26 protein-coding genes are annotated in these 25,302 nt (G+C 64.6%); 15 read left to right on the plus strand and 11 right to left on the minus strand.

Annotated features, from left to right (window positions below; all coding sequences use genetic code 11):
- Positions 1-15 precede the first annotated feature (15 nt).
- The 7 genes from NY08_RS09875 to NY08_RS09905 all read left to right on the plus strand — a co-directional run bounded on the left by NY08_RS09875 (position 16) and on the right by NY08_RS09905 (position 6,046).
- The gene (locus tag NY08_RS09875; RefSeq protein WP_045196111.1) at positions 16-453 is read left to right on the plus strand and encodes an SRPBCC family protein; all 438 of its coding nucleotides are present in this window, start codon (positions 16-18) and stop codon (positions 451-453) included.
- A complete protein-coding gene (locus tag NY08_RS09880; protein WP_045196113.1) occupies positions 450-1,769 on the plus strand; it encodes an APC family permease in 1,320 nt (439 codons plus the stop codon). The genes NY08_RS09875 and NY08_RS09880 overlap by 4 nt, the downstream gene beginning before the upstream one ends.
- Positions 1,766-3,358, plus strand: a complete 1,593-nt coding sequence (locus NY08_RS09885) for a phytoene desaturase family protein (protein ID WP_045196115.1) — start codon at positions 1,766-1,768, stop codon at positions 3,356-3,358. The genes NY08_RS09880 and NY08_RS09885 overlap by 4 nt, the downstream gene beginning before the upstream one ends.
- A 157-nt stretch (positions 3,359-3,515) precedes the next feature.
- Complete coding sequence (locus tag NY08_RS09890) at positions 3,516-3,872, plus strand: STAS domain-containing protein (protein WP_032394260.1); 357 nt, start codon at positions 3,516-3,518, stop codon at positions 3,870-3,872.
- Positions 3,873-3,903: 31 nt separating this feature from the next.
- Complete coding sequence (locus NY08_RS09895; RefSeq protein WP_032394259.1) at positions 3,904-4,293, plus strand: STAS domain-containing protein; 390 nt, start codon at positions 3,904-3,906, stop codon at positions 4,291-4,293.
- Between the two features lie 28 nt (positions 4,294-4,321).
- Positions 4,322-4,771 carry an ATP-binding protein gene (locus NY08_RS09900; RefSeq protein ID WP_032394258.1) on the plus strand — a complete coding sequence of 150 codons (450 nt, stop codon included), beginning with the start codon at positions 4,322-4,324 and terminating at the stop codon, positions 4,769-4,771.
- A gap of 15 nt (positions 4,772-4,786) precedes the next feature.
- On the plus strand, positions 4,787-6,046 hold the full coding sequence (locus tag NY08_RS09905; protein ID WP_082073750.1) for a PP2C family protein-serine/threonine phosphatase: 1,260 nt from the start codon (positions 4,787-4,789) through the stop codon (positions 6,044-6,046).
- Between the two features lie 22 nt (positions 6,047-6,068).
- Here the strand turns inward: NY08_RS09905 and NY08_RS09910 are convergent, their stop codons facing one another.
- Entirely contained in the window at positions 6,069-7,310 is a 1,242-nt protein-coding gene (locus tag NY08_RS09910) for a TetR/AcrR family transcriptional regulator (protein WP_045196117.1), read from the minus strand.
- Positions 7,311-7,519: 209 nt separating this feature from the next.
- Here NY08_RS09910 and NY08_RS09915 point away from each other — a divergent pair, with 209 nt between their 5' ends.
- Positions 7,520-7,915, plus strand: coding sequence for a LuxR C-terminal-related transcriptional regulator (locus NY08_RS09915; protein WP_235387152.1), 396 nt, complete (start codon positions 7,520-7,522; stop codon positions 7,913-7,915).
- Positions 7,916-7,941: 26 nt separating this feature from the next.
- Here the strand turns inward: NY08_RS09915 and NY08_RS09920 are convergent, their stop codons facing one another.
- Together NY08_RS09920 and NY08_RS09925 are read right to left on the minus strand one after the other, a co-directional pair.
- Positions 7,942-8,871 carry an MBL fold metallo-hydrolase gene (locus NY08_RS09920; protein WP_045200096.1) on the minus strand — a complete coding sequence of 310 codons (930 nt, stop codon included), beginning with the start codon at positions 8,869-8,871 and terminating at the stop codon, positions 7,942-7,944.
- Between the two features lie 2 nt (positions 8,872-8,873).
- Positions 8,874-10,538 carry an FAD-binding dehydrogenase gene (locus NY08_RS09925; protein WP_045196119.1) on the minus strand — a complete coding sequence of 555 codons (1,665 nt, stop codon included), beginning with the start codon at positions 10,536-10,538 and terminating at the stop codon, positions 8,874-8,876.
- A gap of 128 nt (positions 10,539-10,666) precedes the next feature.
- Between NY08_RS09925 and NY08_RS25100 the strand changes: the two genes are divergently transcribed.
- Together NY08_RS25100 and NY08_RS25105 are read left to right on the plus strand one after the other, a co-directional pair.
- Positions 10,667-11,257: a hypothetical protein gene (locus NY08_RS25100; RefSeq protein ID WP_052683742.1), complete on the plus strand. Its 591-nt coding sequence runs from the start codon at positions 10,667-10,669 to the stop codon at positions 11,255-11,257.
- Positions 11,254-11,868, plus strand: coding sequence for a helix-turn-helix domain-containing protein (locus NY08_RS25105; RefSeq protein WP_052683743.1), 615 nt, complete (start codon positions 11,254-11,256; stop codon positions 11,866-11,868). Before NY08_RS25100 ends, NY08_RS25105 begins: the two co-directional genes overlap by 4 nt.
- A gap of 109 nt (positions 11,869-11,977) precedes the next feature.
- Here NY08_RS25105 and NY08_RS09935 read toward each other — a convergent pair whose 3' ends face one another.
- Positions 11,978-12,877, minus strand: coding sequence for a 3-hydroxyacyl-CoA dehydrogenase (locus NY08_RS09935; RefSeq protein WP_045200098.1), 900 nt, complete (start codon positions 12,875-12,877; stop codon positions 11,978-11,980).
- A 342-nt stretch (positions 12,878-13,219) separates the two neighbouring features.
- On the opposite strand from NY08_RS09935, the gene NY08_RS09940 reads away from it, so the two are divergent.
- The gene (locus NY08_RS09940) at positions 13,220-13,585 is read left to right on the plus strand and encodes a DUF1330 domain-containing protein (protein ID WP_032394254.1); all 366 of its coding nucleotides are present in this window, start codon (positions 13,220-13,222) and stop codon (positions 13,583-13,585) included.
- A 58-nt stretch (positions 13,586-13,643) separates the two neighbouring features.
- On the opposite strand, the gene NY08_RS09945 is transcribed toward NY08_RS09940, so the two are convergent.
- Positions 13,644-14,468, minus strand: a complete 825-nt coding sequence (locus NY08_RS09945; RefSeq protein ID WP_045196121.1) for a dienelactone hydrolase family protein — start codon at positions 14,466-14,468, stop codon at positions 13,644-13,646.
- A gap of 139 nt (positions 14,469-14,607) precedes the next feature.
- Positions 14,608-14,985, minus strand: coding sequence for a hypothetical protein (locus NY08_RS09950; protein ID WP_045196123.1), 378 nt, complete (start codon positions 14,983-14,985; stop codon positions 14,608-14,610).
- 68 nt (positions 14,986-15,053) lie between these two features.
- Between NY08_RS09950 and NY08_RS09955 the strand changes: the two genes are divergently transcribed.
- Positions 15,054-15,602, plus strand: coding sequence for a TetR/AcrR family transcriptional regulator (locus NY08_RS09955; protein ID WP_144407336.1), 549 nt, complete (start codon positions 15,054-15,056; stop codon positions 15,600-15,602).
- Positions 15,603-15,615: 13 nt separating this feature from the next.
- On the opposite strand, the gene NY08_RS09960 is transcribed toward NY08_RS09955, so the two are convergent.
- From NY08_RS09960 to NY08_RS09970, 3 genes are read right to left on the minus strand one after another with little or no spacing between them, the layout of a single operon-like run.
- On the minus strand, positions 15,616-16,410 hold the full coding sequence (locus NY08_RS09960) for a MerR family transcriptional regulator (RefSeq protein WP_045196127.1): 795 nt from the start codon (positions 16,408-16,410) through the stop codon (positions 15,616-15,618).
- Positions 16,411-16,465: 55 nt separating this feature from the next.
- A complete protein-coding gene (locus NY08_RS09965) occupies positions 16,466-17,758 on the minus strand; it encodes an MFS transporter (RefSeq protein WP_045196129.1) in 1,293 nt (430 codons plus the stop codon).
- Complete coding sequence (locus tag NY08_RS09970; RefSeq protein WP_045196131.1) at positions 17,755-19,371, minus strand: class I adenylate-forming enzyme family protein; 1,617 nt, start codon at positions 19,369-19,371, stop codon at positions 17,755-17,757. The genes NY08_RS09965 and NY08_RS09970 overlap by 4 nt, the downstream gene beginning before the upstream one ends.
- Before the next feature lie 152 nt (positions 19,372-19,523).
- Between NY08_RS09970 and NY08_RS09975 the strand changes: the two genes are divergently transcribed.
- The 3 genes from NY08_RS09975 to NY08_RS09985 all read left to right on the plus strand — a co-directional run bounded on the left by NY08_RS09975 (position 19,524) and on the right by NY08_RS09985 (position 22,466).
- The gene (locus tag NY08_RS09975; RefSeq protein ID WP_032394273.1) at positions 19,524-20,141 is read left to right on the plus strand and encodes a TetR/AcrR family transcriptional regulator; all 618 of its coding nucleotides are present in this window, start codon (positions 19,524-19,526) and stop codon (positions 20,139-20,141) included.
- A 91-nt stretch (positions 20,142-20,232) separates the two neighbouring features.
- Positions 20,233-21,444, plus strand: coding sequence for an acyl-CoA dehydrogenase family protein (locus NY08_RS09980; protein WP_032394250.1), 1,212 nt, complete (start codon positions 20,233-20,235; stop codon positions 21,442-21,444).
- A complete protein-coding gene (locus NY08_RS09985; RefSeq protein WP_045196133.1) occupies positions 21,441-22,466 on the plus strand; it encodes a phosphotransferase family protein in 1,026 nt (341 codons plus the stop codon). Before NY08_RS09980 ends, NY08_RS09985 begins: the two co-directional genes overlap by 4 nt.
- Positions 22,467-22,480: 14 nt before the next feature.
- On the opposite strand, the gene NY08_RS09990 is transcribed toward NY08_RS09985, so the two are convergent.
- On the minus strand, positions 22,481-23,413 hold the full coding sequence (locus NY08_RS09990) for an arabinofuranosidase (protein WP_045196134.1): 933 nt from the start codon (positions 23,411-23,413) through the stop codon (positions 22,481-22,483).
- 113 nt (positions 23,414-23,526) lie between these two features.
- Entirely contained in the window at positions 23,527-25,134 is a 1,608-nt protein-coding gene (locus NY08_RS09995) for a sensor domain-containing protein (RefSeq protein WP_045196136.1), read from the minus strand.
- Positions 25,135-25,302: the final 168 nt, after the last annotated feature.

Consider the following 25,302-nt stretch of genomic DNA (forward strand, 5'->3'; position numbering starts at 1 on the left):
TCCGGAGGCCGAATCGTGCCCACGAGCAGAGAAACCACAGCCAGCTGTGAGGACGTCTGGAGAGTCCTCGCGGACGGTTGGACGTACGCAACCTGGGTGGTCGGTGCATCCCGAATTCGCGCCGTCGACAACACCTGGCCCGCACCGGGTTCCACGATTCACCATTCCGTCGGCACCTGGCCCGCGGTGCTGAGCGACGTGACTCGTTCGGTGGGAATTCACGCCGAACGAGAGATACGACTCGAAGCGCGCGCCCTGCCGTTCGGCAAAGCGTCGATCACGGTGCGGCTACACCCGATTGCCACCGGTTGCCGCATCGAGATCATCGAGCACGCGATCACTGCGCCGTTCGCCCTGGTGCCGAATCGGATACAGCATCTGTTGGCGCATCCACGCAACGCCGAGGCGCTCCGTCGGCTCGCCCTGCTCGCAGAGCGGTCCACAGCTCCGTGAGCAAGTCCCCACTGCGACAGGCAGTCTCGGGAAAAATGCTGTTCGTCTTCATTCTCGGCGATGTGCTCGGTGCCGGAATCTACGCTCTCGTCGGCGAGATAGCGGGCGAGGTCGGCGGAGCGATCTGGCTGCCCATGCTCGTCGCCCTGCTGATGGCACTGCTGACCGCTGCGTCGTACGCAGAACTCGTCACCAAGTACCCACGAGCAGGCGGCGCAGCCGTGTTCGCGCAGCGGGCGTACAAGAAACCGCTCGTGTCGTTTCTGGTGGGATTCTCGATGCTCGCCGCAGGTGTCACCAGCGCCGCCGGCCTGGCGCTTGCCTTCTCGGGCGACTACCTGGGCGTGTTCCTCGACGTGCCCGCCGTCCCCGCCGCAGTGGTCTTCCTGCTTCTGGTCGGGCTGCTCAACGCTCGCGGGATCACCGAATCGTTGCGGGCGAACCTCGCCATGACGGTCGTCGAGGTATCGGGTCTGGTGCTGATCGTCGCCCTCGCCGGTCTCGTGCTGAGCCGGGGTGACGGCACGCCGTCCAGGGTCCTCGAATTCACCGACGCGACGACTCCGACGCTCGCGGTGCTCGGCGCGGCTCTGCTCGCGTTCTATTCGTTCGTCGGATTCGAGACGTCGGCGAACATCGCCGAAGAAGTCGAGGACGTGCGCCGGGTCTACCCACGGGCTCTTCTCGGTGCTGTCACCGTCGCCGGGGTGGTGTACGTGCTCGTCGGTCTCGCAGTGTCCACCGTCGTGCCCGCCGACACCCTGGCGCAATCGACCGGTCCGCTACTCGAGGTCGTCGACGCTGCCGATGCGGGCATTCCGCCGTGGGTCTTCGGCCTCGTCGCACTGGTAGCCGTGGCCAACGGCGCACTGCTGACCATGATCATGGCGTCGCGACTGACCTTCGGCATGGCTCGTGACGGTCTGCTTCCCGGCGCATTGGCCAAGGTTCTGCCGGGCCGCAGAACTCCGTGGGCAGCGATCGTGGCCACCACCGTCGTCGCGATGGTGTTGTGCAGCACCGGTTCCGTCGCTGCGCTTGCGGAGACGGTCGTGCTGCTCCTGCTGTTCGTCTTCGTCAGCACCAACGTGGCGGTACTGGTGCTTCGCAGCGATCGCACCGACTCCGGTCATTTCCGGACGCCGACCGCACTCCCCGTGCTGGCACTGATCACGTGCGCAGTTCTACTGACCCAGCAGTCCGCGGCAACGTGGCTGCGCGCCGGATTGCTCCTCGCCGTGGGAGTAGCGCTGTACTTCGTCGGTAACCTGCTGACCGACAAGACCGATACCGACCGGAGGAGTGCAGTCTCATGACCACCACCGAGGTCGACGCGATCGTGATCGGCAGTGGCCACAACGGCTTGGTTGCGGCGGCAGCGATGGCCGACGCCGGCTGGGACGTCGTGGTCCTCGAGGCTGCCGAACATGCAGGCGGCGCTGTGCGCAGCGCCGAGCTCGTTCCCGGTTTCACCAGCGACCTCTTCAGCGCCTTCTATCCGCTGGCGCTCGCCTCGCCTGCCATGACTGCACTCGACTTGGAAAGCCACGGGCTGCAGTGGTCGCACTCCCCCGCGGTGTACGGCCATGCGCGGTCACCGCAGGACACCGACGCTCCGGTCGTTCACCACGACGTCGAGACCACCGCTGCGCTGCTGTCGGAACACGACGCGCGAGACGGCCGAACCTGGCTGCGGCTCTTCGAGCAGTGGGAGCGCATTCGCGAGCCCTTCATGAATTCGCTGTTCGGACCGTTTCCACCCGTCGTCCCAGCGGCTCGACTCGTCCACACCTTGGGGGTGCCCGAGACACTGCGCTTCGCGCGATTCGCGGCCCTTCCCGCCCGGGTGATGGCTCACGAGCTCTTCTACAGCGAGGCTGCTCGCTGCCTGCTGCTGGGCAACGCCATGCACGGTGACGTCCCGACCGATGCCCCGGTGAGCGGCATGATGGGCTGGCTGCTCACGATGCTGGCTCAGGACGTCGGGTTTCCGGCCCCTGTGGGCGGATCGTCTGCGCTGACGACCGCATTGATTCGTCGTGGTGCCGCGTCGGGTGCGGCGCTCGAGTGCGGTCAGGCGGTCGAGCACATCGAGGTGCGCGGCGGCCGCGCTCGCGGGGTGCACACCGCTGCCGGAGACACGTTTCGAGCGCGTCGGGCGATAGTGGCCGACGTGTCCGCACCGGCTCTGTACGGTTCACTGCTTCCGTTCGACGCCGTGCCGCGCCGAGTGCACGACGACTTGCGCACCTTCGAGTGGGACACCCCGGTGGTCAAGGTGAACTACGCACTCGATCGTCGAATACCCTGGAACTCACCGTCTTTGGCCGACGCCGGCACCGTCCATCTCGGTGCGGACGACAACGGCCTCGTGCACTGGGCGGCAGATCTCACCACCGGAGTTCTTCCCCAGAGCCCGTTCATGCTGTTCGGCCAGATGACCACTGCCGATCGGAGCAGGTCACCGGAGGGCACCGAAAGCGCTTGGGCCTACACACATCTGCCGAGGGGCGTCGTCGACGACGCGGCCGCCGACACCGTGGCGGATCGGGTCGACGAAGTCCTCGACGCCCATGCACCGGGATTTGCCGATTCGGTCGTCGGGCGGGTCGTCCAACGACCGAGCGATCTGTACGGTGCCGATGCCAATCTGCACGGTGGTGCGGTGAACGGCGGAACCGCGCAGCTGCAGCAGCAGTTGATATTTCGACCGACGCCGGGGCTGGGGCGGGCGGAAACGCCGGTGGAAGGACTGTTTCTCGGGTCGGCATCGGCGCACCCCGGTGGAGGAGTGCACGGAGCCGCCGGCCTCAACGCTGCCCGGGCAGCGCTGGGCCAGCGAGGTGTACACGGCTGGATGAAGAAGAAAATCACCGGTTCGCTCATCGACGTGTTGACCCGGTGACTGCGTTAGCGAAACGAGATCTTTCGTTACTCGTTCGAGATGTGCGGCGGAGTCTCCTGCAATCAGGCACTGGCATCGTTGAAAGCACAACAACTCAGCGTTGTGCACCGCGCGGGCAGACCGACCGGGACGAACGCTTCGGGGAAGAGGTAAAGATATGTTGACCAGCACTGCAACGATGGAACGCTCCATTCGCGACGACGAGGGCGTGTTTCGGGTCGAGACCGTCGTTCGACCGGACGGACACAACATTCTGCGAGCGTCGGGCGAACTCGACATGTCGACCAGAGCCGAGTTCGTGCACAGCCTGGACCGCCTGGCCGCCGCCTCCGATCGGGTCTGTGTCGATCTGTCGGCGGTGTCGTTCATGTACTCCGGCGTTGCCAACGCAATAATCGATGCCACCTACGTACATCCGGGCAAGATCGCCGTGCTCGCGCCTGCACGATCGGTGCGTATGGTCCTGGAGGTACTGGGCGCAGGCGACCTGTTCGTCGACGCGTTTCGGTCGTGAGTTCGACTCGACAACAGGTAACGTCGAACCCATGCCAGACGAGCCGACCGGAGCAGCCTTCGAGATCGTGGCAGCGGACCACGACGCGACGACCGTGCTCACCGTTCGAGGCGAACTCGATCTCGACACCATACCGGAGCTGTCGGCTGCTGCGTTCCCGGCGGCAGACACAGCCCGGGCCGGACTCGTGGTGGATCTGACGGATGTGAGCTTCCTGTCGTCGAGCGCCATCACCGTACTGGTGCGAGTCTGCGATCGACTGCCCGATGCCTCGCTCATGGCGCTCGTGGCAGTCGATGGTGTCGTGGTTCGGCCCGTGCAGCTCAGCGGAATCGATCGGGTGATGGCCACTTTCACGACCGTCCCCGACGCGGTGGCTCACGTGCGGTCGGCAGCTCTCGACTCGGAAGTCGACCGATGACCGGCCGGTACCGGTTCGGACAGCGACGATGACCGAGAGCAGTCCCGGACCCACTCCACAGCGTTGGAGCCACACCGCACCGGCCGAATCGGCCGTGGCGACCGCGCTTCGACGCCGGCTGCATCACTGGGTTCTCGAACTGGGAGTGAGCAACTCGTTGGTGGACGACATCGTCCTCGGGGTCTACGAAGCGCTCGCGAACGTGGTCGAGCATGCCTACCACGCAGTGCCCGAGCCCGGAACGATGACGGTCACCGCCGCGTACGAACATCGAACCCTGACTGTCACGATTTCCGACACCGGAACGTGGCGGCCACCGACGCCGACGACCAATCGCAGCCATGGGTTGCAACTCGCTGCCGCAGTGTCGGACGACCTCCTCGTCGATCACCGGCCGGGGTTCGGGACCATCGTGACTGCGGTGTGGACCGATCCGGTCTCGGCGAGCCGCTCCAGTTCTGCCACCCGCTCGTCGTGAACGAAGGGAGTGCCCATGTCTGCCACCGCTGCTGAATTGCTCGACAGTGCACCGTGCGGGGTGTTCTCCGTCGATGTGGCCACGGCACGGATCCTCTACGCCAATGCTGCCGCCGCCCGCATCACCGCACGCAGTCGTGACGCCCTCGTGGGAACGTCGGTCACCGACCTGTTCACGATCGAGTTCGAGCCCGTACTGACGGCGCTGATCGACGTCGCGTCGAATTCACGGGCCGACTCCCCGATCGGAGCCTCCGCGAAGCTGACCGTCGCACCCGACAGGAGCGATGCAATCGCCGTGTCGATACTCGCCAACGCCCTGCGCACGCCCACAGGTCCCATGACGGTGACGATGACGCTGCACAACGAGACCGAGCGGAACGTCCGCGAAAGAGATCTGATCGACGCTCGCGACAACGCCGAGGCGGCGCAGGACAGCGCCGAAGCCGCTCTGGACAGATCACAGGATGCACTGGGCGCCTCGGAGGAAGCGCGCAAGCAGGCCGAGGCAGAGAGAACGCAAGTGCAGATTCTGGCGTCGACCCTGCAACGCACCCTGCTCCCCCCGATCCTGTCCGCTCCGACGGGTATGAATGTGGCGGCTCACTATCACCCCGCATCCATCGACGAGGTCGGTGGCGATTTCTACGATGTGTTCCCCCTCGACAATCGGACATGGGGATTCTTCCTCGGTGACGTCAGCGGGAAGGGTGCCGGAGCCGCCGCCGTCACCTCGCTGACCCGGTACACCCTGCGCGCCGCGGCGGTGTTCGACCGCGACCCGATCTCTGTGCTCGCGAACCTCAATACCGTTCTGCACCACGACTTCCACGGCGACGACCCCCGTTTCTGCACAGTGGTTTTCGGCACCATCACTCCGGGACCCGACGGCGCGGTGGTCGACCTAGCCAGCGGCGGACATCCCCCGGCACTGCGTATCGGTCACGACGCCGTCGTGGACTTCGTCGACACCACCGGTGGTCAGTTGGTCGGAGCATTGGCCGAGCCGCACTTCGCGTCGGCATCGGTGACACTGCGACCCGGCGACGTCATGGCCTTTTACACCGATGGGTTGACCGAGGCGATCGTCGGACCGGGGCGAACACGCTTCGACGACGACGGTGGCCTCGAATCTTTTGCTACCGAAAAAGGTCCGACGACTGCGCCGAAGATCGTCGACGATCTCACGTCACTTCTGGCTTCCTTCGGAGACGGTCTGCAGGACGACGTTGCACTGCTCGCCTTCGAGGTACCCCGGGTCGACGCCGACGCGTAGCAGTTCGGGCCCGCAGGCTCGCTCAACGTGCGCGTATTCCCGACAGGAACACCCGCAGGACGTAGTCGGAGACTTGTTCCGGACCTTCCTCGGACCGTGAGACGGACCTGATCACCACGTTGTTGGCGAGTATCGTCGCAACTTCGCTTGCCGACGCCTCGGTACCGAAGTCGCCTCGACGCTGGCCACGTTCGAGGATTGGGGTGAGCGCCGAGGGCAGTGGGAGTTGCTCCCGAATGGTGGTGACAGTGCTCGGCTCGTGAAACTGCTCGAAGCTCAGTGCCAGCAGCATCCCCGAGCTCATCGAGCGGTTGCGCGCCACGAATTCCGCAAGCCGACCGACCGAACGTTCCAGAGCCGCAATGGGTTCCACCTCCAGTCGGGCGTCCGCACGACCCAGCCGGAGGACGCGCTCGAACTCGGGCGTCAGTGCGGCAACGATGATGTCGACCTTGCTCGGGAACAGGCGCTTGAGATCGGCAACGGTGAGCGAGGAAGCAGTGGCGATGTCGGCGAGGGTGACCGAGAAATATCCGTGTGCCGCGAACAACCTCTCGGTCGCCGCGATGACGTCGGATTCGATGTCGGCCCTCGAATGATCGAAACCGTCGAGAGAAGCGGGCACGTCCACGGGTCCCGCTGTGCGTTCACGACGATCCGAGTGAACTGGGTCCACCGCCCATTCCAGCAGCGATTCGACAGCCGTGGACGCACGAGACGTGGGCACCGTTCCCGGGCTCAGGGTCTCACGGAAAGCAAGACCGTCGAGCAGGGCGACGAGGACATGGGACAGTCCGGTCACCGTCAGCGGCGTTCTCACCGAACCCCCGAGTGCACGGAGCTTGTGCCGGACGGCATCCTCGACTGCGGCGTCCATGGCATCGAATTCGGGTGCCAACGACGATCTCGCTCCGGCGTGGTCGGAGGCGATCATCGCGCCGATCATTCTCCTGCGCAGCAGACCGGAGGTCAGTTGCTCGAAGTAGGACGCGAGATCCGACGAGGCATGCTCTGCATCGCCGGGCTTCGTGTACTGCAGAGTCACGTGCGCGAGCAAGTCCTCGACGAACGCTTCCTTGCCACCACGCTCCCCGGCACGGGAGGACCCGGGGTACGCATTGTGGAAAGTCTGGTGCGACAACCCGGCTTCTTCCACGACCGAGGCGATAGACAGCGATCGTGCGAGCACCGACATATCGAGATCGGTCAACAATCGTGAGCCCGCCCGCAGCAGTTGTTCGCGGGGTGTGGATTTCGGGCTCAACGACGACCGCCTACGGTTTCGATCCGGTGGACAGTGAACTATAACAATGACCCCGTGAAGACCCGACTTTACAAACCGATAAACCTGGATCGACAGAAGCCTCCAATGCCGCGTTCTGCCTCGAACCCGTTGGTGTTGTTTCATATTTGCCGGCGTGGTCGGATGTCCGAAACACCCAAGTCGGACAGCAGGGGTCGGATGCAATGCGAGTGACGAGTACAGGTCTGTCGACCACGACGATTCAGGTCGCGTCCGGTACCGCGATCCATCCGGCGCAGCGATTCGCGCCGCGCCGCAGTGCATCGACCGTGCGCGCCAGGACCGTCGCAAATCCCGGTACCGAGACTCCCAGGTCACAGCAGGAAGCGACGAGGTTCGCCGATCCCGGACTCACCGCCCGCGAGATCGCGGTCCTGGGTGCGTGGTTGCGCTGCGACTCCAAACAAGAAGTGTGTGCGGTTCTGCACATCGCACTCGGCACGGTCAATACCCACCTGTCTCGAATTCGCGCGAAGTACGCCGCCGTCGGTCGTGCGGCACCGACCAAAGCGTCGCTCGTGGCCCGGGCGCTGCAGGACGGCTTGGTCACCCTCGACGATCTGTGATCGTCAGCCCGCGTGCAGGCTCGGTGTCAGGCTCGTTCCGCCCACGGGTCCGCGCGTCGCCACAGGATCGGCAATTCGAGGTCGATGTCGTCTCTCCGCGCGCAGGCGTTCAGCACATCGACGGAGGCAGACATGTCGTCGAAGACGTACGCGAGCGCTTGCAGTGGTTCGTCCAGGGACCGAAAGAAGTTGTCCCAGTGCGTCAACACCACGCGTCGGGCACCGACCGCCACGACCGTCTCCTGCCAGTACTGCTCGATGAACGCGCGCGGCCGTCGACCGAGCTGCCCTATCGAGAGGTAGACCACGTCGGCACGGCGGCCTTCGAGCATGCCGGAACGAAAACCGGCGCTGCTGTGCACCAGTGCCGTACGGCCGCTGGGAACGTGTTCGATGTGCATCGACCATGCCTCCCCGCATCGGTACTCACGCACCCGAGCCGGCTGGGTCAGTGGCCGCTCGATCCTGCCGTGCGCCCGATCCGGATACGAGTGAACCGATTCGACAAAGGAGACGGCGAAGTTGCCCTGCACCGTTGTCTCACCGTTCGCGACCACGACGATCCGGTCGTCCGAGAGCCCGGAACCCTGCCCGATGAACCCGGTCGAGGAACCGCCGACCAGAACTGCACCGGTACGCAGCGCTACCGCCGCCGAGTCGAGTGCGTGATCGTAGTGCGAGTGGGCACACAGCACCGAGTCGAGCGTGGTGATCCCCGCTCTGCGCAGGGCTGCAGCGATGCGCCCCATGTCCGACCGCAGCGGTCGTACGAGGGTTTTCGGAAGCGACGGTCGCGAGAAGAAGCCGTCGGTGAGGATCGCCGATCGGCCGTCGTCGAAGAGCACGGTGCTGACACCGAGAAACGACACTGTCACCGGCGAATGGGGACCCGCCGACTCAGTGGTGGCGATCTCCGCCGGACCCGGCAGCGCGGGACGACCGATTCTGAGGGCCACCGTCACGCCTGCGTGGCGATCGCGCGTCCCGCCTGCCGGCCGCCGAAGATGCACCCACCGAGGAAGGTTCCCTCCAGTGAGCGGTACCCGTGCACACCGCCGCCGCCGAATCCTGCGATCTCACCGGCCGCCCACAGCCCGTCGATCGCGTGTCCGTCGCCATCGAGAACCCGACCCTGCAGGTCGGTTTGGATGCCGCCCAACGTTTTCCGCGTGATGATGTTCAGACGCACGGCAATCAACGGACCCGACTTGGGATCGAGGATCTTGTGCGGAGAGGCGGTACGCGCGATGCGTTCTCCGCGCGAACGACGCGAGTTGTGGATTGCGGAGATTTGCAGATCCTTGGTGAACGGGTTGTCGACCTCACGGTCGCGGGCCTCGATCTGCCGCTTCAGATCGACGAGGTCGATCAGATTTTCGCCGGAGATCTTGTTCATGCCCTGGACGAGTTCGGCGAGGGTGTCGGCGACGACGAAATCCTTTCCGTTCTTCTTGAACGCCTCGACCGGTCCGCTGGCGCCGGGCAACACTCGACCGAGGACGAGCTTGAGATTCTTGCCGGTGATGTCCGGATTCTGCTCCGATCCCGAGAGCGCGAACTCCTTCTCGATGATCTTCTGCGTCAGAACGAACCAGGAGTAGTCGAATCCACTGTCCTGGATGGCTTTCAACGTTCCGAGGGTATCGAATCCGGGAAAATTGGGCACCGGGAACCGTCGACCACGCGCGTCGAACCACATGGACGACGGGCCGGGAATGATTCTGATTCCGTGATTCTTCCAGATCGGATTCCAGTTCTTGATGCCCTCGGTGTAATGCCACATGCGGTCCTTGTTGACCAGACGTCCACCGACTTTCTCGGTGATGCCGAGCATGCGGCCGTCGACGTGTTCGGGGACTCCGGAGATCAGAGACTTCGGAGCCGTTCCCAACCGTGCCGGCCAGTTCTCCCGCACCATGTCGTGGTTGGCTCCGATGCCGCCCGCAGTGACGAGCACGGCTCCGGCACGCAGCTCGAACTCGCCCACCTCGACGCGGGTACTACCCGAACCTCGTTCCGCGGCACTGGGTTCGAGAACTACGCCGCGAACTCCCTCAACTGTGCCTGCACTGACGATGAACTCGTCGACGCGGTGACGAAAACCGAAGCGCACCAATCCCTTGTCGGCGGCCTCCCGCACGCGCCGCTCGAACGGTGCGACAACCCCGGGCCCGGTACCCCAGGTCAGGTGGAACCGCGGAACCGAATTCCCGTGTCCCTCGGCGAGGTAGCCACCACGTTCGGCCCACCCGACTATGGGTACCCACCGCACGCCCTGCGCGTGCAGCCAGGAGCGCTTCTCCCCCGCCGCGAAGTCGAGGTACGCGCGCGCCCACTGGTGTCCCCAGTAGTCCTCGCCGGCCGGATCGTCGATGCCGCGATCGAAGGTAGCGGTGCCGAGCCAGTCCTGCCACGCAAGCTCCGCGGAATCCTTGATGCCCATGCGTCGCTGCTCCGGGGTGTCGACCATGAACAGACCGCCCAGGGACCAGAACGCTTGACCGCCCAGGTTCTGCTCGGGCTCCTGGTCGAGGAGGAGCACCCGTTTTCCGGCGTCGGCCAGTTCGGCGGTCGCCACCAGTCCGGCCAAGCCTGCACCCACCACGATCACGTCTGCGTCCATTGCCCCACTCTTCTGCTCGACCCGACTGTCTCCCTCGACTGTGCTGTCGTGGGCACCGGAACTCAAGGAAATCGGCTTCGTTGACAATACGGTTCATCAGCCACCGACAAATATGAGACGATGCCGCGATGTACCGAGCCCGGGCCGCGGTGGTCGCCGAGATCGAAGCGGAACTGGTGGCTGTGGTGGCGTCGGCAGTGCAGGCCGTGCGGGATGCAATTCCGGTCTACCGCACCCTGGACGGTCCGCAGTCGGCCGATGTCGAGGCGATCGCCTACTGGTCGCTGCGTCGCCTGATGACGCTGTGGGCAGGCGGCGATCCGGCTCTCGACGGACGTGATCACAGTCGATTTCGCGCGATCGGTGCGGCTCGCGCCGCCGACGGCCGACCGTTGGCCGACGTGCTCAGAGCCTATCGAGTTGCATCGAGCGTGTTCGTTCGGCACGTGGCGACCGAGTACCTCGATGCGCTCGACCCACCGGACATCGCCGATCTCAGCCTGGGCGTGCTCGACGCCATCGACGCGATATCCGAGGAGATCATCGGCGCGTACATCGTTGCGCGCGAACAACTCACATCCAATCGGGCGCAGGCTCACGCCCTCTTGCTCGACGACCTGCTGGCGAACAGACACAACTCGCCCGGGCGGTGGCCGATCGCGCCCGCGAACTCGACCTGGAACTGTCCGGTCACCCGAATCTACTGGTGGTGGAAATGACAAGCGCGGGCAGAGCACTGACCGATGACACCATCGAATCTCTGGTTCTCGCACTGGGACTCGCGCCGCCCGATCGCACCGCGCCGTCGACGACGCGCAGTCACCTGTGCACCCGACGCGAGCAGCGGGCGATCCTGCTGCTGCCGTCCTCGATCGGTCGAGACCGTGCCGACGGCGCGTCCCGAGCGACCGGTGTGCGTGGATGCCTCGTGGAGCTGTCGACCATTGCCGGTGTCAGCGGCGCGTGGAGGCTCGCTTCCGATGCTCTGGACACGGCACCGGATCATGCGTTCGACGACCGCGCCGTGCTCGACACCGGCGACGGGCAGCTGCTGGCACTGTTGACCGCGCGGCCCACCGCGGACACGAGCGAGGTGGTGCGCACCGTACTCGGCTCGCTCATCGAGGCCGCGAATGCGCATATCCTCGACGGGCTTTCGGCCTTCATCGCCACCGGCACCGCCACGGCCGCAGCGGCACAGTTGCATGTGCATCCGCAAACGCTGCGTTATCGACTGCGCCGAGCCCAGGAACTGACCGGCCGAGATCCGCGATCGGCGTGGCATCGGCTGGCGCTCGACACGGCGATTCAACTGCGGCAACTCGGTTGATTCGGCTCGGCGGCCATCGCTGCGGTGCGCGACGGGCTACGACGGGAAGCTGTCCGGCCGTACCTCGACAACAGTCTCTTCCATCGGAATGAGACACAGATCGAGCAATTCAGTTGATGTTCCACGACTCGACAGCATCGAGTCGCCGGCCGTCGGAATCGTACGTGTAGAAACCCTCTCCGTCCCCGAGGCCTGTCTTTCCCGCGTCGATGCCCTTCTGCAGCATATCGGCGAATTTCACTTGATCCTCGCCACCGCTTGCGCGCGCGATGTGTGCTGCGACGTTGAAGCCGACCGTGTCGTATATCTGGAACGGACCGGCGGGCGCCCCGGTGGCTATTCGCCACACATTGTCGATGTCGGCAGGATTGGCAACACCGCCGACGTAGAGGTTGGCTCCTGCTTGCAGCAGCGGAATCAACAGACTGTTCAACACGTATCCCGGTACTTCCTTTCGGACCGGAACGGGAACGAGACCGATCTCGGAAGCGAAGTTCAGTACGGTGTCGAAGTGAACGCGATCTGTTGCAGCAGTTGCCATCACCTCACCTGTGTTGTACCGCCACACGAGATTGGCGAAGTGCAGTGCGAGAAATTTCTCCGGCCGCCCGGTGGCCTCCGCAAAGCTGCTGGGCAGTAGCGACGACGAGTTGGTCACGAAGATAGTTCTCGGCGGGGCGGACGCGCCTATATCCGACCAGACACGTTTCTTCAGCTCGAGATCCTCCGGAACCGCTTCGATCACCAGGTCGGCGTCCGAAACGGCTTCCGCGACGCTGGTGGTGGTCGTGATGGATTCGATGGCCTCGTCGAAACGTGCCTCGTCGAAGGTCTTCAGGTCGCGCTTGTAGTATCCGCGCATCCATTCCCAGCGATCCGGCAGTTTGGCCAACAATTCGTCTGAAATATCGTATCCCACAACGGTTTTCCCATGGTACGCCGCCTGCATCATGATCTGCGAACCGAGCACTCCAGTTCCGAATACGGTCACTTTCTCAACATCGGCCATGGACGACACACTTCCCATTCATCGAGTCACTGGTTTCCCGCTCCACAAGTTCTACCGCTGACCATGGAACCACCGTCTCGGCACCGAACAGCGGATCGACTCGCTGAACGAGCGGTCGACTGTCCCGAGGACCTGTCACCCGGGCAAAGAAATCGAGCGCGCTCCCATGACAACCGCCATGGCCAACTGCCCGGCGGTGTCACCGATACTGTCGGTTGCATCTGCATTCGGAGGCCCTTCGCCGCCGTCCGTGCTGGATTTTCGATGCGTGGTGCCGTCGGTGGTGCGTGCGCGGTGGCAATTTCCTCTCCATCGGATCGTCGGCTGACGCATACTCGATCGATGGCTGTCGATCCCCGCGGAAGAGACCTCAGGCGCTATCTGGAAGAAGACCCCGGTGGGCCTGTAGTGATGCTCAACCTGCTGCGGTTCGCCGACGGTGGCCGCGATTCGTACGCAGAGTATGCGAAAGCACTGGACGAGACGTTCCTCCCGCGCTACGGCGCGACGGTGCTGTATGCGGGCGACGGCTCGACGGCATTGGTAGCCGACGACGGTCAGGCCTGGGATGCGGTTCTGCTGGTGCAGTACCCCTCGCGCAAGGCGTTCAGCGACATGGTGGCCGATCCCGATTACCAGGCGGTGACGGCACTGCGGACCGGCGCGTTGAAGGAGGCGGTTCTACAGGCCACCGTTCCGTGGTCGTGAATTCGGGGCTCGCTGACCGAGTTGCTCGGTACTCGGCAGGGGCGAGACAGCGATCTACTCACTCTGTCGGGAGCAACCGACTACGGAACAGGTCGAGCACCTGATCCAACGCCTGCCGTGTCGGCTCCCCCGGAGCATCGATCAGTCCTTCGGTGACGACCGAATGCGGCGGTCCGAATGCTTCCGGGTTGAAGGCGGAGTCGGGCAGTTCCACCGAGACGAACGCGTCGCCGAGCTGCTCGCGCAACCATTGGAATCGCGCGGGCGGGCACATCTTGTCGCCTTCGAAACGCATCCCCAGGACCGTGAGCTCGCCTGCTGCACAACGACTCTTCACCTTGTCGAGGTCGCCGGGGGTGATGTCGATGGACCTACCGCGAGACTTCGATGCCGCGAACGGAAGTGAGGGCTGCGAGAGCACCGGTGCGATCAGTCGATCGTCCGCCGCCATCGCAAGAGCGAATCCGCCGGTGAAGCACATTCCGATGGCACCGACGCCCGGTCCGCCGCAGCGCTCGTGCTCCTGCGCTGCCAGAGCGCGCAACCACACCACGATGCGCGACGATCTGCCGGTGGCCAGGATGGTGAATTCGCGGCTGATGCATGCCGGCACCATGGCGCGGGACATGGTGGCCACGGTGCCGAGCGGTCCCAGCGGGGCGGCCAGCGGATCCTTGCCGTCGACTCCGAACAGGTGCGGAACAACGGCCGTACAACCGATTCCGGCAACGGTTCTCGCGAAGTCCGCGACCCTCGGGGTGATGCCCGGCATTTCCGACATCACGATCACGGCCGGTCCGGTTCCGATGCGATATACCGGCGCGGTCCGCCCGTCCGCGGTGAACTCGGTTCGCTCGAAGTCGGCCAGCGTGTCATCGGTCATGGGAGTTCGCCCTTCTGTCGGATATCCACCGCGCCCAGCCGACGCATGCCGTCCAAGCTAGCCGTGCTTCACGAAATACGTCACCCCGACCGAGGATGTACGACAGGCGGCGACCGATACCGACGCGCCGACCGGATGATCACCAGGAATCCGAGTCCGCGATGATCGTCACGCCCAGCACGACGAACAGCGTTGCGCCGGCGGCCACTCCGGCCAGACTCGCCGCAGGCGCGCCCGCACGACGTCCGATCACACTTGCCGCGACGTCGAGAACATCGATCGCGATCCCGGCCTCCACGGCTGCTCTGCGAACGTCTGCGGATGGGTGGTGCAGTGCCATTCCCAGCGCGAGATCGCGAACTCCGAACAGACGCGTCGCCACCCCCGCACTTCCGGCTTGACGCATGGGTCCGAGACCGAAGGCACGCCACGAGTGCGCTGGACTCACCCACGAGACCACTCCGGCGGTCGATCGCAGAACCGACAGTGCGAGCAGTGGAGTCGAACGTGTACGCATGACGTCTCCTTCGAGTTGTAGTGGTCACTACAACTCAAGCTACCTGTAGTGGCCACTACAATCAAGGAGTGGTCAAGAGACATTCACGCGAGGAGATGCTGTCCGTGGCACTGGACGCCGCCCTGGAAGGCGGCCTGAGCCGCTTGACCTTCGGCAGACTCGCAGCGCGCTTGAAGATCAGCGATCGCACGGTCGTCTACTACTTCCCGACGAAGGACGACCTCGTCACGTCTGTGCTGTCGGTAGTCGGAGATCGATTGCAAACCCTGTTGGCCGCGGCGTTCTCGACGCCGATGAGGGATCACCGCGCGCTGGTCGCGACGGCGTGGCCGGTTGTGGCACAGCCTGAGTACGATCCGCTGTTCGGTCTGTACTTCGAGGCGATCGGACAAGCAACAGCAGGACTCGAGCCCTACAGATCTGTGGCCTCGCACTTGGTCGAGGGCTGGATCGAATGGCTCGGGGGCTTCGTGGTCGGCGACGCGCACCATCGACGAACGGAAGCGGCAGCTGCCGTGGCGATGCTCGACGGCCTTCTGCTCATGCGTCTTCTGGGAGGCAGTGACCTCGCCGATACTGCATCGACCTCATTGCTCGATCACCGACGAATCCGCTGAGGGACAAACGGATTCAGGACGCAACCGGTTCCGAGATCGGCGTCTGGAAGGACCACAGGTGACCCTCGAGATCACGAACGCCGTACTCCCTGACGCCGTAGGGCATGTCGGTGGGCGCGTAGTCGATTGCTGCGCCGGTTGCGGACACCCGTCCATGATGGGTGTCCACGTCGTCGATCAGGACAGCGAGCGAGGCGGTGACCATGCCGTTGGTCAGGGGCGACACCATCCGATGTTCAGGAGCCTCGCGGTGCAACCAGACAACACCGTCACCGGCGTGAACCTCGCCATGGACTGCTCGGTCGCCGTCGTATTCGATCGGTCCCGGTGAGAGTCCCAGAACGTCGACGAGGTAGGAATGGGCTGCCGCGATGTCTCGATAGACGAGCAAGGTGGTACGCCTGGTCACCGCCGGCTCGTCGGTCGACAGGCCCGACAGCAGGTCCAACAGGGCATCGTCTCCCGGCTGAGCGCCCTGCAGAAGCCGGTCCTCGACCGCCCGAACCCGTTCGCGCACCCGGGCGAGCTGTGCCATCCGATGGTCCAGGTCGGTCAGATGCTGCCGCGTCAGGTGCTGGAGGTCCATCGCTTCCGGATCGACATCGGCAAGCGGTGTACCCAATTCTCGGAGCAACCGAATTCGGTACAGCCGATCGAGGTCTCCCCCGCCGTACCGACGCCTGCCCCCGCCGTCTCGGTCGGGGGCCAGCAAACCCAGTTCCTCGTAGTACCGCAACGTACGTTCGGTGACGCCGGTTCGACGCGCGACGTCACCGATTCCCCAGGTGATCGGACCGTTGTTGTTCATGAATGAGACGGTAGAACCTCACGTCACGTCAGGAGCAAGCTCGACCGAAGTCGGTTCAGACATCTTCGAGTCGAATTCCCTTGGTTTCCTTCATGAAGAAGCACGCGACACCGGTCATCGCGGCCAGGAACATGATGTACACGCCGAACACCCAGCCCAGATCGAGGCCGAGGAACAGTTGGTTGAGATAGGGCGCAGTTCCGCCGAATACCGCCACCGAGAACGAATAGGCGAATCCGATTGCCTGCGTGCGGAGTCGGGTGGGAAAGCTCTCCGACAGTGTCGACGACAGGATCGAAGCCGGAACGGCGATGACGAGCAGTGCAACCGTCGACGGGAGCAGCAACGTCCACCACTGCGTCGAGATCATCATCGTCAGCGGGATCTGCAGAACGAACATCAGCACGGCGAAGGCGGCCAGCATCGGCCGACGACCGATCGAATCCGAGAGACGACCGAAGAACGGCAGCGACACCAACGCGATCAACTGAGCGATGACCAGCATCCAGTACGCGGTGTCGGGGTTCATCCCACGCTGTGTGATGGCGAACGTCGAGACGTAGGAGGTCCAGGTGTAGTGCGCCGCCGTGATTCCCGACGTCATTCCGATCATCAACACGATCGCCTTCACGACGGTCTTGCGTGCGATCGGGGCCTGCTTCACCTTGTTCTGTTCCGAATCGAAGACGTCGCTCTCGTCCATGTTCTTGCGCAGGTACAGAGCGAACAGCGCCAGGAGTGCACCCAGCAGGAACGGGATGCGCCAACCCCATTGACCGACAGCAGATTCGGACAGGGTCGAGGTGATGACGCCACCGACCGTGTATGCCAGTGCCGAGCCACCGAAGATCGCGACGAACGCGACGCTTCCCCACATGCCTCGACGGTTCGGTGGCGCGATCTCGCCGACGTAGGAGTAGGCCGTCGCCGACTCGCCGCCGTGCGCGAAACCCTGCATGACGCGGGCGAGCAGCAGCAGTACCGATGCCCAGGCCCCGATCGCTCCGTAAGTGGGCATGATGCCGATCAGCAGGCTTCCGGCTGCCATCATCAGCATGGTGGTGACGAGAACGAACTTGCGCCCCTTCTTGTCTGCGATCCGGCCGAACACGATGCCGCCGAGCGGCCGCATCAGGAATCCGACGGCGAACACCGCCAACGTCGACAGCAGGGCCGAGACCGGATCGCTCTGGCTGAACATCGCCGCGGCGATGAACGGCGCGAACACTGCGTAGGCGCTCCACTCGTACCATTCGAGTACGTTGCCGATCGTGCTGGCGAACAACGACTTCTTCCGCGAGGAGATGTCCGGTGTCGAGCGGGTGTCGCGGGGTGATCCGACGGTCATGGGGTGCCACTTTCGCTCGAGTGAGTCTGTGCTGAAACAGGTTTGAGTGCTGCGCGACGAATCTTCCCGGTCTGCGTCTTGGGCAGCTCGTCGATGATGTGGATTTCTTTCGGACGTTTGTAGGCAGCGAGCCGATCGCGCGCGAAGGCCATCAGCTCGTCCGTGGTCACGGCCGGACCACTGCGGACCGACACGTACGCGACCACCGATTCCCCTTGATAGGTGTCGGGACGACCGACCACGGCTGCCTCGAACACCATCGGGTGTTCGTAGAGGGCGTCCTCGACTTCTCGGGGCCAGACCTTGTATCCGGAGACGTTGATCTGGTCCTTGAGTCGGTCGACGAGATAGACCCAGCCCTGTTCGTCGATGATCGCTACGTCCCCGGTGTGCAGGCGACCTTCGGGCATCGTCGACGCCGACGCCTCCGGGTTCTGCCAGTACCCCGAGACCACCTGCGGACCGGACACTTCCAACTCGCCGGCTACTCCCGTTTCGGTGGGTAGCCCGGTGGGATCGAGTGTGCGCAACCGCACGCGAGGGAGAGGCAGTCCGACGGACAACGATCCACTCGACGCGTCCACCGGTGCCCGGAGTCCTGGCGGTACCGCGATCACGCCTGCGGTGGTCTCGGTCATTCCGTACGCGTTGTGGATGTAGCACCCGAACTTCGCCTCGAACGCCGAGACGGTGGCCGGCGGAATGGGTGCGCCGCCGGAGTACAGCGCCTTGACGGAGGCGAAATGTCTGCGGTCCGCGCCGGGGCTCTCGGAGATCGCGTTGAACACGGTGATGGATCCGATGGTGTAGGTGACTCGATGCTCGACGAAAGCGTCCAGTGTGACGCCTGCGTGGAAGCGGTGAGCGAACACGAGCACGCAGTCGCGCACCAGAGCCACAGCAGCATCGAGCATGGCCCCGGTGATGTGGAACAGCGGCGCGACGGCGAAGACGACGTCACCGTCCTCCGTACCCGCACGCTCACCGAAGTCCGAGGCCGTCGCGAACGCGTTGGCGTGCGAGATCCGAGCCCCCTTGGGCGGCCCCGTGGTTCCGGAGGTGTATGCCAACAGCGCAAGATCGTCCGGCTGCGGTGCGGTGTCGTCCAGCACTCGACCGCGGTAGGCCTCGACGAGGCCGAGCATGTCGTTCTCGGGTGTGGGCGTGACCCGCGTCGTCGCGGCGAACACTCGCGGATCGTTGCGAGTCTGCAGATCCAGTCCGCTGGTGCTCACGAAGAACCGAATCGTACTGCCTTGCAACGAAGTTTCGAGTTCGCCGAGATCGGACTCGTCGCACACGAGCGCTACGGGCTCCGCGTCGTCGAGCAGGTGTCGCAGTTCTCGATTGCGGTACATCGGATTCAGGATCAGAGCTACGGCACCGATCTTCCATAGCGCCAAGAACGTCAGTGCGTAGTGCGGAACGTTCTGCAGGTAGATGCCGACGCGGTCGCCGGGATTCACTCCGCGGTCCGCGAACGCGGCAGCGAGAGCGTCGGAGGCCTCGTCGACCTCGCGGGCGGTGAGAACGGCATCGAAGTACGCCAATGCAGGCCGGTCGGGCGACCGAAACACCCGGGCGCGCCAGGCATCGAGGATGGTGAGGGGCATCGAGGACTCTTTCGATCGAACGTTGGCCTGACCGAGATCGACCGACCGAACACTCGCTCGGTCGATACTCGGTAGTGTTACGGATCACAACAGAAGTGTCAACCGGGTGCTTCCGGGACCACACCTGCCGCCGGGCCATCTACGGTGGGCGCATGACCGCGACATCCACCTGGCGAACGTACGAGGGCTCGAACCTCTCCCCTGCCTTGTCGTCGGCGTTGAAGACGTTCGTGGAACAGGGCTACCACGGAACATCGGTGCGGCAGATCGCAGCAGAAGCCGGACTGTCGGTTCCCGGGCTCTACCACCACTTTCCGTCGAAGCAGGCTCTTCTGGTGGGCATCATGGACGCGGCGATGGACGAGCTGTTGGAACGAACTCGATCGGCCGAGGCCGGTGCCGGTACGTCGCCGAGTGACCGTTTCGACGCCGTCGTCGAATCGCTACTGCTGTTCCACATTCACAGGCGCGACGCCGCATTCGTGTGCTCGACGGAAATCCGCAGCCTGGATCCCGGGAACCGCTCCGCCTACATTGCCAAACGGGACGAGGAGCAGCGACTGCTCGACGCGATCGTCGCCGCCGGTGTCGATGCGGGCCTGTTCGACACACCGCACCCGAGGGACGCCAGTCGAGCCGTGACGACGATGTGTGTCGGCGTAGCGACGTGGTATCGACCGGACGGGCCGTCGACTCCGAGCGAGCTGGTGGCGGTCTATCTCGACATCGCCCGTCGCACGGTGGGTGCCACGACCGGCGGGCACCGATAGCTACCCGGGGATCCTTGACCCGACCGACCGATTGTGCCAATCTTCCAGTGACCGAGCGAGTGTTCGGTCGGTATCGGAATGGGAGCGCATCGTGGCCATCGATCTGACGTACGACCCCGACATCGAGAAGCTGATCGATCGGACACGCACGTTCACCCGCAATCATGTGCTTCCCATCGAAGACCGATTCCTGGGCAACGTCGCCGACGCCGGAGGTGACGATCTACGCATCGAGATGCAGGCGGCCGCCAAGGACGCAGGCGTGTTCGCGCCGCACGCGCCGGTCGAGTACGGCGGCCACGGGCTGTCGATGAGCGACCGGGCACCGGTGTTCGAGGAAGCCGGATACTCGCTGTTCGGTCCGATCGCCCTCAACCTCGGAGCCCCCGACGAAGGCAACGTGCACATGCTCGCTCACATCGCGTCGGCAGCGCAGAAAGAGCAGTTTCTCGCTCCGCTCGCGCGCGGCGACGTGCGGTCGGCTTTCGCGATGACCGAACCCGCGCCGGGTGCCGGTTCCGATCCCGCGGCACTCACCACCGCCGCCGAGCGAGTCGAGGGTGGCTGGAAGATCAACGGGCACAAGTGGTTCATCACCGGAGCCGACGGCGCAGGCTTCTTCATCATCATGGCCCGCACCTCGGGCGCGCCCGGCGATCGCGGCGGGGCCACGATGTTCCTGGCACCCGCCGACACCGCGGGAATCAGGGTCGGCCGACACATCGGTACTTTGGACAAAGCGATGATCGGCGGTCACTGCGAGGTGTTCTTCGAGAACGCGTTCGTGCCCGACGAGAACGTGCTCGGTGCCGTCGACGAGGGATTCGCTTACGCCCAGGTTCGATTGGGCCCTGCCCGGATGACGCACGTGATGCGCTGGCTCGGAGCCTCCCGCCGTGCGCACGACATCGCCGTCGCGCAGGTTGCCCGGCGCGAGGGATTCGGCGGAAAGCTCGGAGACCTCGGCATGGTGCAGAAGATGGTCGCGGACAACGAGATCGACATCGCGGCCACCAGGGCGCTGCTGACGGTGGCGTGCTTCGAGTTGGATCGAGGTGGGCACGCGGCCAACGAGACGTCGATCGCGAAGACGTTCGCTGCCGAGGCCATCTTCCGTATCGTCGACCGCAGTATCCAGATGTGCGGCGGCCTCGGGGTTTCCGACGATCTTCCGTTGGCCAGGCTCTCCCGCGAAGTACGCCCGTTCCGGGTCTACGACGGCCCGTCCGAGGTACACCGGTGGGCCATCGCCAAGCGGACGATCGGTGCTGCCAAGCGCGCAGCGCGGGAGGCACAGGCGTGAGCGAACTGCCCGGTATGAATCTCGTTGCGCTGGAGAGGTTTCTTCGAGAACACGGAATCGACGTCGACGGCGCATTGTCGGTCGAGATGATCAGCGGCGGTCGGTCCAATCTCACCTACCGGGCGTTCGACGACACCTCGACCTGGGTCGTCCGTCGACCTCCCACCAGTGGGCTGACGCCCTCCGCGCACGACATGGCCCGGGAATGGGCCGTCACCGAGGCGCTGGCGGGCACCGATGTACCGGTCGCTCGCACCGTCGCGTTCGACCGAGACGGTTCCACGTTGGGTGCGCCCATGACCGTCGTGGAGTTCGTCCCCGGCCGAGTGGTCCGCACGCGGGAAGATCTCGACGATCTGACGGACGAGCAGGTCACTGCCAACGCCGCGGAGCTGGTTCGAGTTCTCGCGCGACTGCATGCGGTGGATCCGGACGCCGTCGGCCTGGGTACCTTCGGCCGACCCGACGGTTTCGTCGCGCGGCAGGTCGCCACGTGGGCTCGGCAGTGGGACCGAGTCAAGACTCGCGACCTGCCCGATGTCGACCGATTGCATCGCGCGCTCGAAGCGGCGGTACCGGCGGGATCTGCGTCGTCCATCGTGCACGGCGACTATCGTGTCGACAACACCATTCTCGACGCCGATGACGTCGGTTCCGTTGCTGCGGTGGTGGACTGGGAGATGTCGACGCTCGGTGATCCCCTGACCGACGTCGCACTGATGTGCATCTACCGCCAACCGGTCTTCGATGCGGTCCTCGGCGCAGACGCTGCATGGACGAGCGATCGATACCCGTCCGCGGCGGACCTCGCACAACACTACGCAGTGGAATCCGGTCGAGAACTTCATGATTGGGGCTTCTACCTCGCCCTGGCCAATTTCAAGCTCGGAGTGATCGGTGAGGGAATCACCCACCGCGCGCTGTCGGGCTCCGACACCGGGGCCGGTGCAGGCAATGCCGCGGAGGCCACCGGGGAGTTCATCGCGGCCGGGCTACGGGCACTCGCAGGAGCCACCGACTGACGCGAAAACCACTGTCAGGCGGGCTCTCTCATCACACCGACGTGACGGACGGTGTCCGACACACCCGGGAGTTCCCGAGGCTCGGACCAGGTGTTCAACCCGTCGGTGCTGTCGGAGTAGAAGTACTTTCTGTTGGTGTAGTCGTCGTAGTACAACCGCCATGTACCGTCGGGTAATTCGATGACGGTCGGACCTTCTTTCAGTGGCCCGAAATCGCGGCTGGGGACGAGGGTGTACGGACCGATCGACGACGGCGCCGTCCAGTGTTCGATGACCTTGTGGGTCTCGTTCTTGGTGAACGTGTGATAGGTCGGCCCCACTTTCACCACAGTGGTGTCGATGTGGTCGGCTCCGATGCCGACGAACGGAACCGGAAAGCTCCACATCCTCAGGCCCGGATCCAGGGCCGTCATCAGATACGGCACGAACCCACCGCCGGTGGACAGGGACACGATGACGCTGACACGGTCTCCCTCGACGAACCACTCCGGTGCCCACGCCTTCGTGGTGAACGGAGACAACGACGGTCCGTCCGAGAAGCCGGCCGATCCGCTGAACCCGGATGGGCTGGCCGAGCCGGTACCGGCTCCGGTGCCCGGGAGGAAAGCGCAGCAGAACGGAATCGGGAAGTTCTGCAGGAACGTCCAGTTCACGCGGTCACTGCTGCGCGCGAAGCCGATGTTCGCACCGCCGCCGGTCGTGTACGTCACGTAGTACATACCGTCGGTGTGCCGGAATATGCTCGCGTCACGCACGACTCCGGACGGGGGTCGGTACGCCGCTGTCTGCAGCGCTGTGAAATCGGTGCCGTCGCCGGATTCGTAGACATCCATGTCTCGATCGCTGTCGTTACCGAACGCCACCATCGTGTAGCGCCACACAGAGGGTGCAGCGGCACCGGTTCCTGCAGCAGAGAACAGCAACCCGGCGACCGCCAGGATCACCATGGGTACGACGAGAAGGAACCTGCGCGCGGTCGATATCACCGACGAAGTATGTCCGAGTCGCACGCACCATGCGTACCTTCGGTAACAGAAACAACAGATTGCTACTGATGTTGTTATGAATGCGAAATATACTGCGTGATCGGCTTGGCCTGGTACATCTCGTGATCGGCATCGTCGAGTATGTCCAGGGCACTTCGGGTGTCGTCGCGGTCGACGGTCACGCCGCCGATGCTCGCAGTCACCGTCAACACCCGCCCCGCGACCGTGATCGGTGTGGCGAGTTCGGCGCGTACGTCGTCGGCCTCGGTCCCCACACAGTGCGAAACGACGGCCACGAACTCGTCGCCTCCGATACGCCCCACGAAGGCCTCGGCCGGAAGGGCTCGCGTCAGACGGTCTGCGACCACACCCAGAACGGCGTCGCCGACGGTGTGACCGTACAGATCGTTGATGGTCTTGAAGTTGTCGAGGTCGATGAACAGCACGGCCATCGAGTCCTCGCGATCGGACTCCGACAACTGCTCGTCCAGACGAGCCAGGATCAACGGCCTGTTCGGCAGGCCGGTCAGGTCGTCGTGTGTGGCCGCATGCTCGAGCTTCATGCTCATCCGATAGGTGTCGGTGATGTCGACGAACGTCGCGACGACCGAGGGGGTCGGGTCGGATGCAGTGAGCATCGTCGCCGTCAAGGACAACCAGAAGTGTCGGCCGTCCCGGCGCCGTTCGATTCCGATCACGGCCTGGCAGGGTTGTCCGGTCTTGCTGGTGACGGCGACCGGGTGCTCGTGCGGCTCGATCGGCCCCTCGTCGGTGCCGTACACGCGAAACGGAAGGACCGACGCCTGTCCTGCCGTCGCCATTCCGACCTGAATGTCGAGAATCGTCTTCGCTGCGAGGTTCGCCGATTCGATGCGGCCGGAGTGATCGAGGACCACCACCCCCGCCTCCAGCGATTCCACGACGGCGGTGAAGTGTTCCTCGACTCTGCGCACCGCGCTCTGGTCGGCACAGACCAACACGTAACCGTCGGGCATCTGGGCTGCGGAGACCATCACGGCCAGCGCCGATCCGTCCGCGTGCCGATGCGACTCGCACAGCCGACCACCGAGACCGAGAATGGCCGCCGGATCGCACGGCACCCCCACCGCATGCGAGACGCTACGCCCGAGTACGTCCGCGGCCGGTCGTCCGTAGACCGACTCGGCGGCGGGATTCCAACTCGACACCAGACCGTCGGCGGACACCCCGATGATGGCGTCGCTGACGTGCTCGACCAGTGCAGCTTGCTTCTGCAGCGCCCTCTGCGCAGCCTTGTGCTCGGTGAGATCCCGAAGTATCACCTGGTATGCCGGCTCGCCGTTCCAGACCGTGCGAACCGACACCGCTTCCATTGTCAGGACCGTCCCGTCCAGGGCCAGTACCGTCGCCTCCGACGCTGCACTGGCGGTGCCGTGCCTGTCGAGGGCGGCGATCCGTTCGAGCATGGGCCCAACGGACTCGGGGGCGATGAACGCCGTGATCGGGCGGCCGATGACGTCGGCGGCACTCCGGGCACGGAGATACTTCATTCCGGCGGGGTTGAGGTAGACCATCACGCCTCGTCGGTGGACTCCGATCGCATCCGGTGAATGTTCGACGAGAACCCGATATCGATCCGCCAGTCCTGGCGACGCTGCACGTGAATCAGGGTCGCCGACGCTGTTGCGCTCCCCTGATTCCATGCTCGGTCCTCGCGTTCGTAGACGGACGGTCAACACCCGATTGAACCACCTGCCGAGGCACCTCTGGAGTGTACCGCCCGATTCGGGCGCTATGCCTCTTTCTCGGCTGGACCCGATGCCGGTTTACCGGGCTAAATCGAGGAGCGAGCCGAATCCGGTTCGCGTACC

Source organism: Rhodococcus sp. B7740 (genome assembly GCF_000954115.1).
Classification (GTDB): Bacteria; Actinomycetota; Actinomycetes; order Mycobacteriales; family Mycobacteriaceae; genus Rhodococcoides.

Excerpts from the sequence above, each read along its gene's own strand:
- NY08_RS09885 (WP_045196115.1), top strand. The coding sequence starts at position 1,766 with ATGACCACCACCGAGGTCGACGCGATCGTGATCGGCAGTGGCCACAAC.
- NY08_RS09890 (WP_032394260.1), top strand. The coding sequence starts at position 3,516 with ATGTTGACCAGCACTGCAACGATGGAACGCTCCATTCGCGACGACGAG.
- NY08_RS09895 (WP_032394259.1), top strand. The coding sequence starts at position 3,904 with ATGCCAGACGAGCCGACCGGAGCAGCCTTCGAGATCGTGGCAGCGGAC.
- NY08_RS09900 (WP_032394258.1), top strand. The coding sequence starts at position 4,322 with ATGACCGAGAGCAGTCCCGGACCCACTCCACAGCGTTGGAGCCACACC.
- NY08_RS09905 (WP_082073750.1), top strand. The coding sequence starts at position 4,787 with ATGTCTGCCACCGCTGCTGAATTGCTCGACAGTGCACCGTGCGGGGTG.
- NY08_RS09925 (WP_045196119.1), bottom strand. The coding sequence starts at position 10,538 with ATGGACGCAGACGTGATCGTGGTGGGTGCAGGCTTGGCCGGACTGGTG.
- NY08_RS25100 (WP_052683742.1), top strand. The coding sequence starts at position 10,667 with ATGTACCGAGCCCGGGCCGCGGTGGTCGCCGAGATCGAAGCGGAACTG.
- NY08_RS25105 (WP_052683743.1), top strand. The coding sequence starts at position 11,254 with ATGACAAGCGCGGGCAGAGCACTGACCGATGACACCATCGAATCTCTG.
- NY08_RS09935 (WP_045200098.1), bottom strand. The coding sequence starts at position 12,877 with ATGGCCGATGTTGAGAAAGTGACCGTATTCGGAACTGGAGTGCTCGGT.
- NY08_RS09940 (WP_032394254.1), top strand. The coding sequence starts at position 13,220 with ATGGCTGTCGATCCCCGCGGAAGAGACCTCAGGCGCTATCTGGAAGAA.
- NY08_RS09945 (WP_045196121.1), bottom strand. The coding sequence starts at position 14,468 with ATGACCGATGACACGCTGGCCGACTTCGAGCGAACCGAGTTCACCGCG.
- NY08_RS09950 (WP_045196123.1), bottom strand. The coding sequence starts at position 14,985 with ATGCGTACACGTTCGACTCCACTGCTCGCACTGTCGGTTCTGCGATCG.
- NY08_RS09960 (WP_045196127.1), bottom strand. The coding sequence starts at position 16,410 with ATGAACAACAACGGTCCGATCACCTGGGGAATCGGTGACGTCGCGCGT.
- NY08_RS09965 (WP_045196129.1), bottom strand. The coding sequence starts at position 17,758 with ATGACCGTCGGATCACCCCGCGACACCCGCTCGACACCGGACATCTCC.
- NY08_RS09970 (WP_045196131.1), bottom strand. The coding sequence starts at position 19,371 with ATGCCCCTCACCATCCTCGATGCCTGGCGCGCCCGGGTGTTTCGGTCG.
- NY08_RS09975 (WP_032394273.1), top strand. The coding sequence starts at position 19,524 with ATGACCGCGACATCCACCTGGCGAACGTACGAGGGCTCGAACCTCTCC.
- NY08_RS09990 (WP_045196134.1), bottom strand. The coding sequence starts at position 23,413 with ATGGTGATCCTGGCGGTCGCCGGGTTGCTGTTCTCTGCTGCAGGAACC.
- NY08_RS09995 (WP_045196136.1), bottom strand. The coding sequence starts at position 25,134 with ATGGAATCAGGGGAGCGCAACAGCGTCGGCGACCCTGATTCACGTGCA.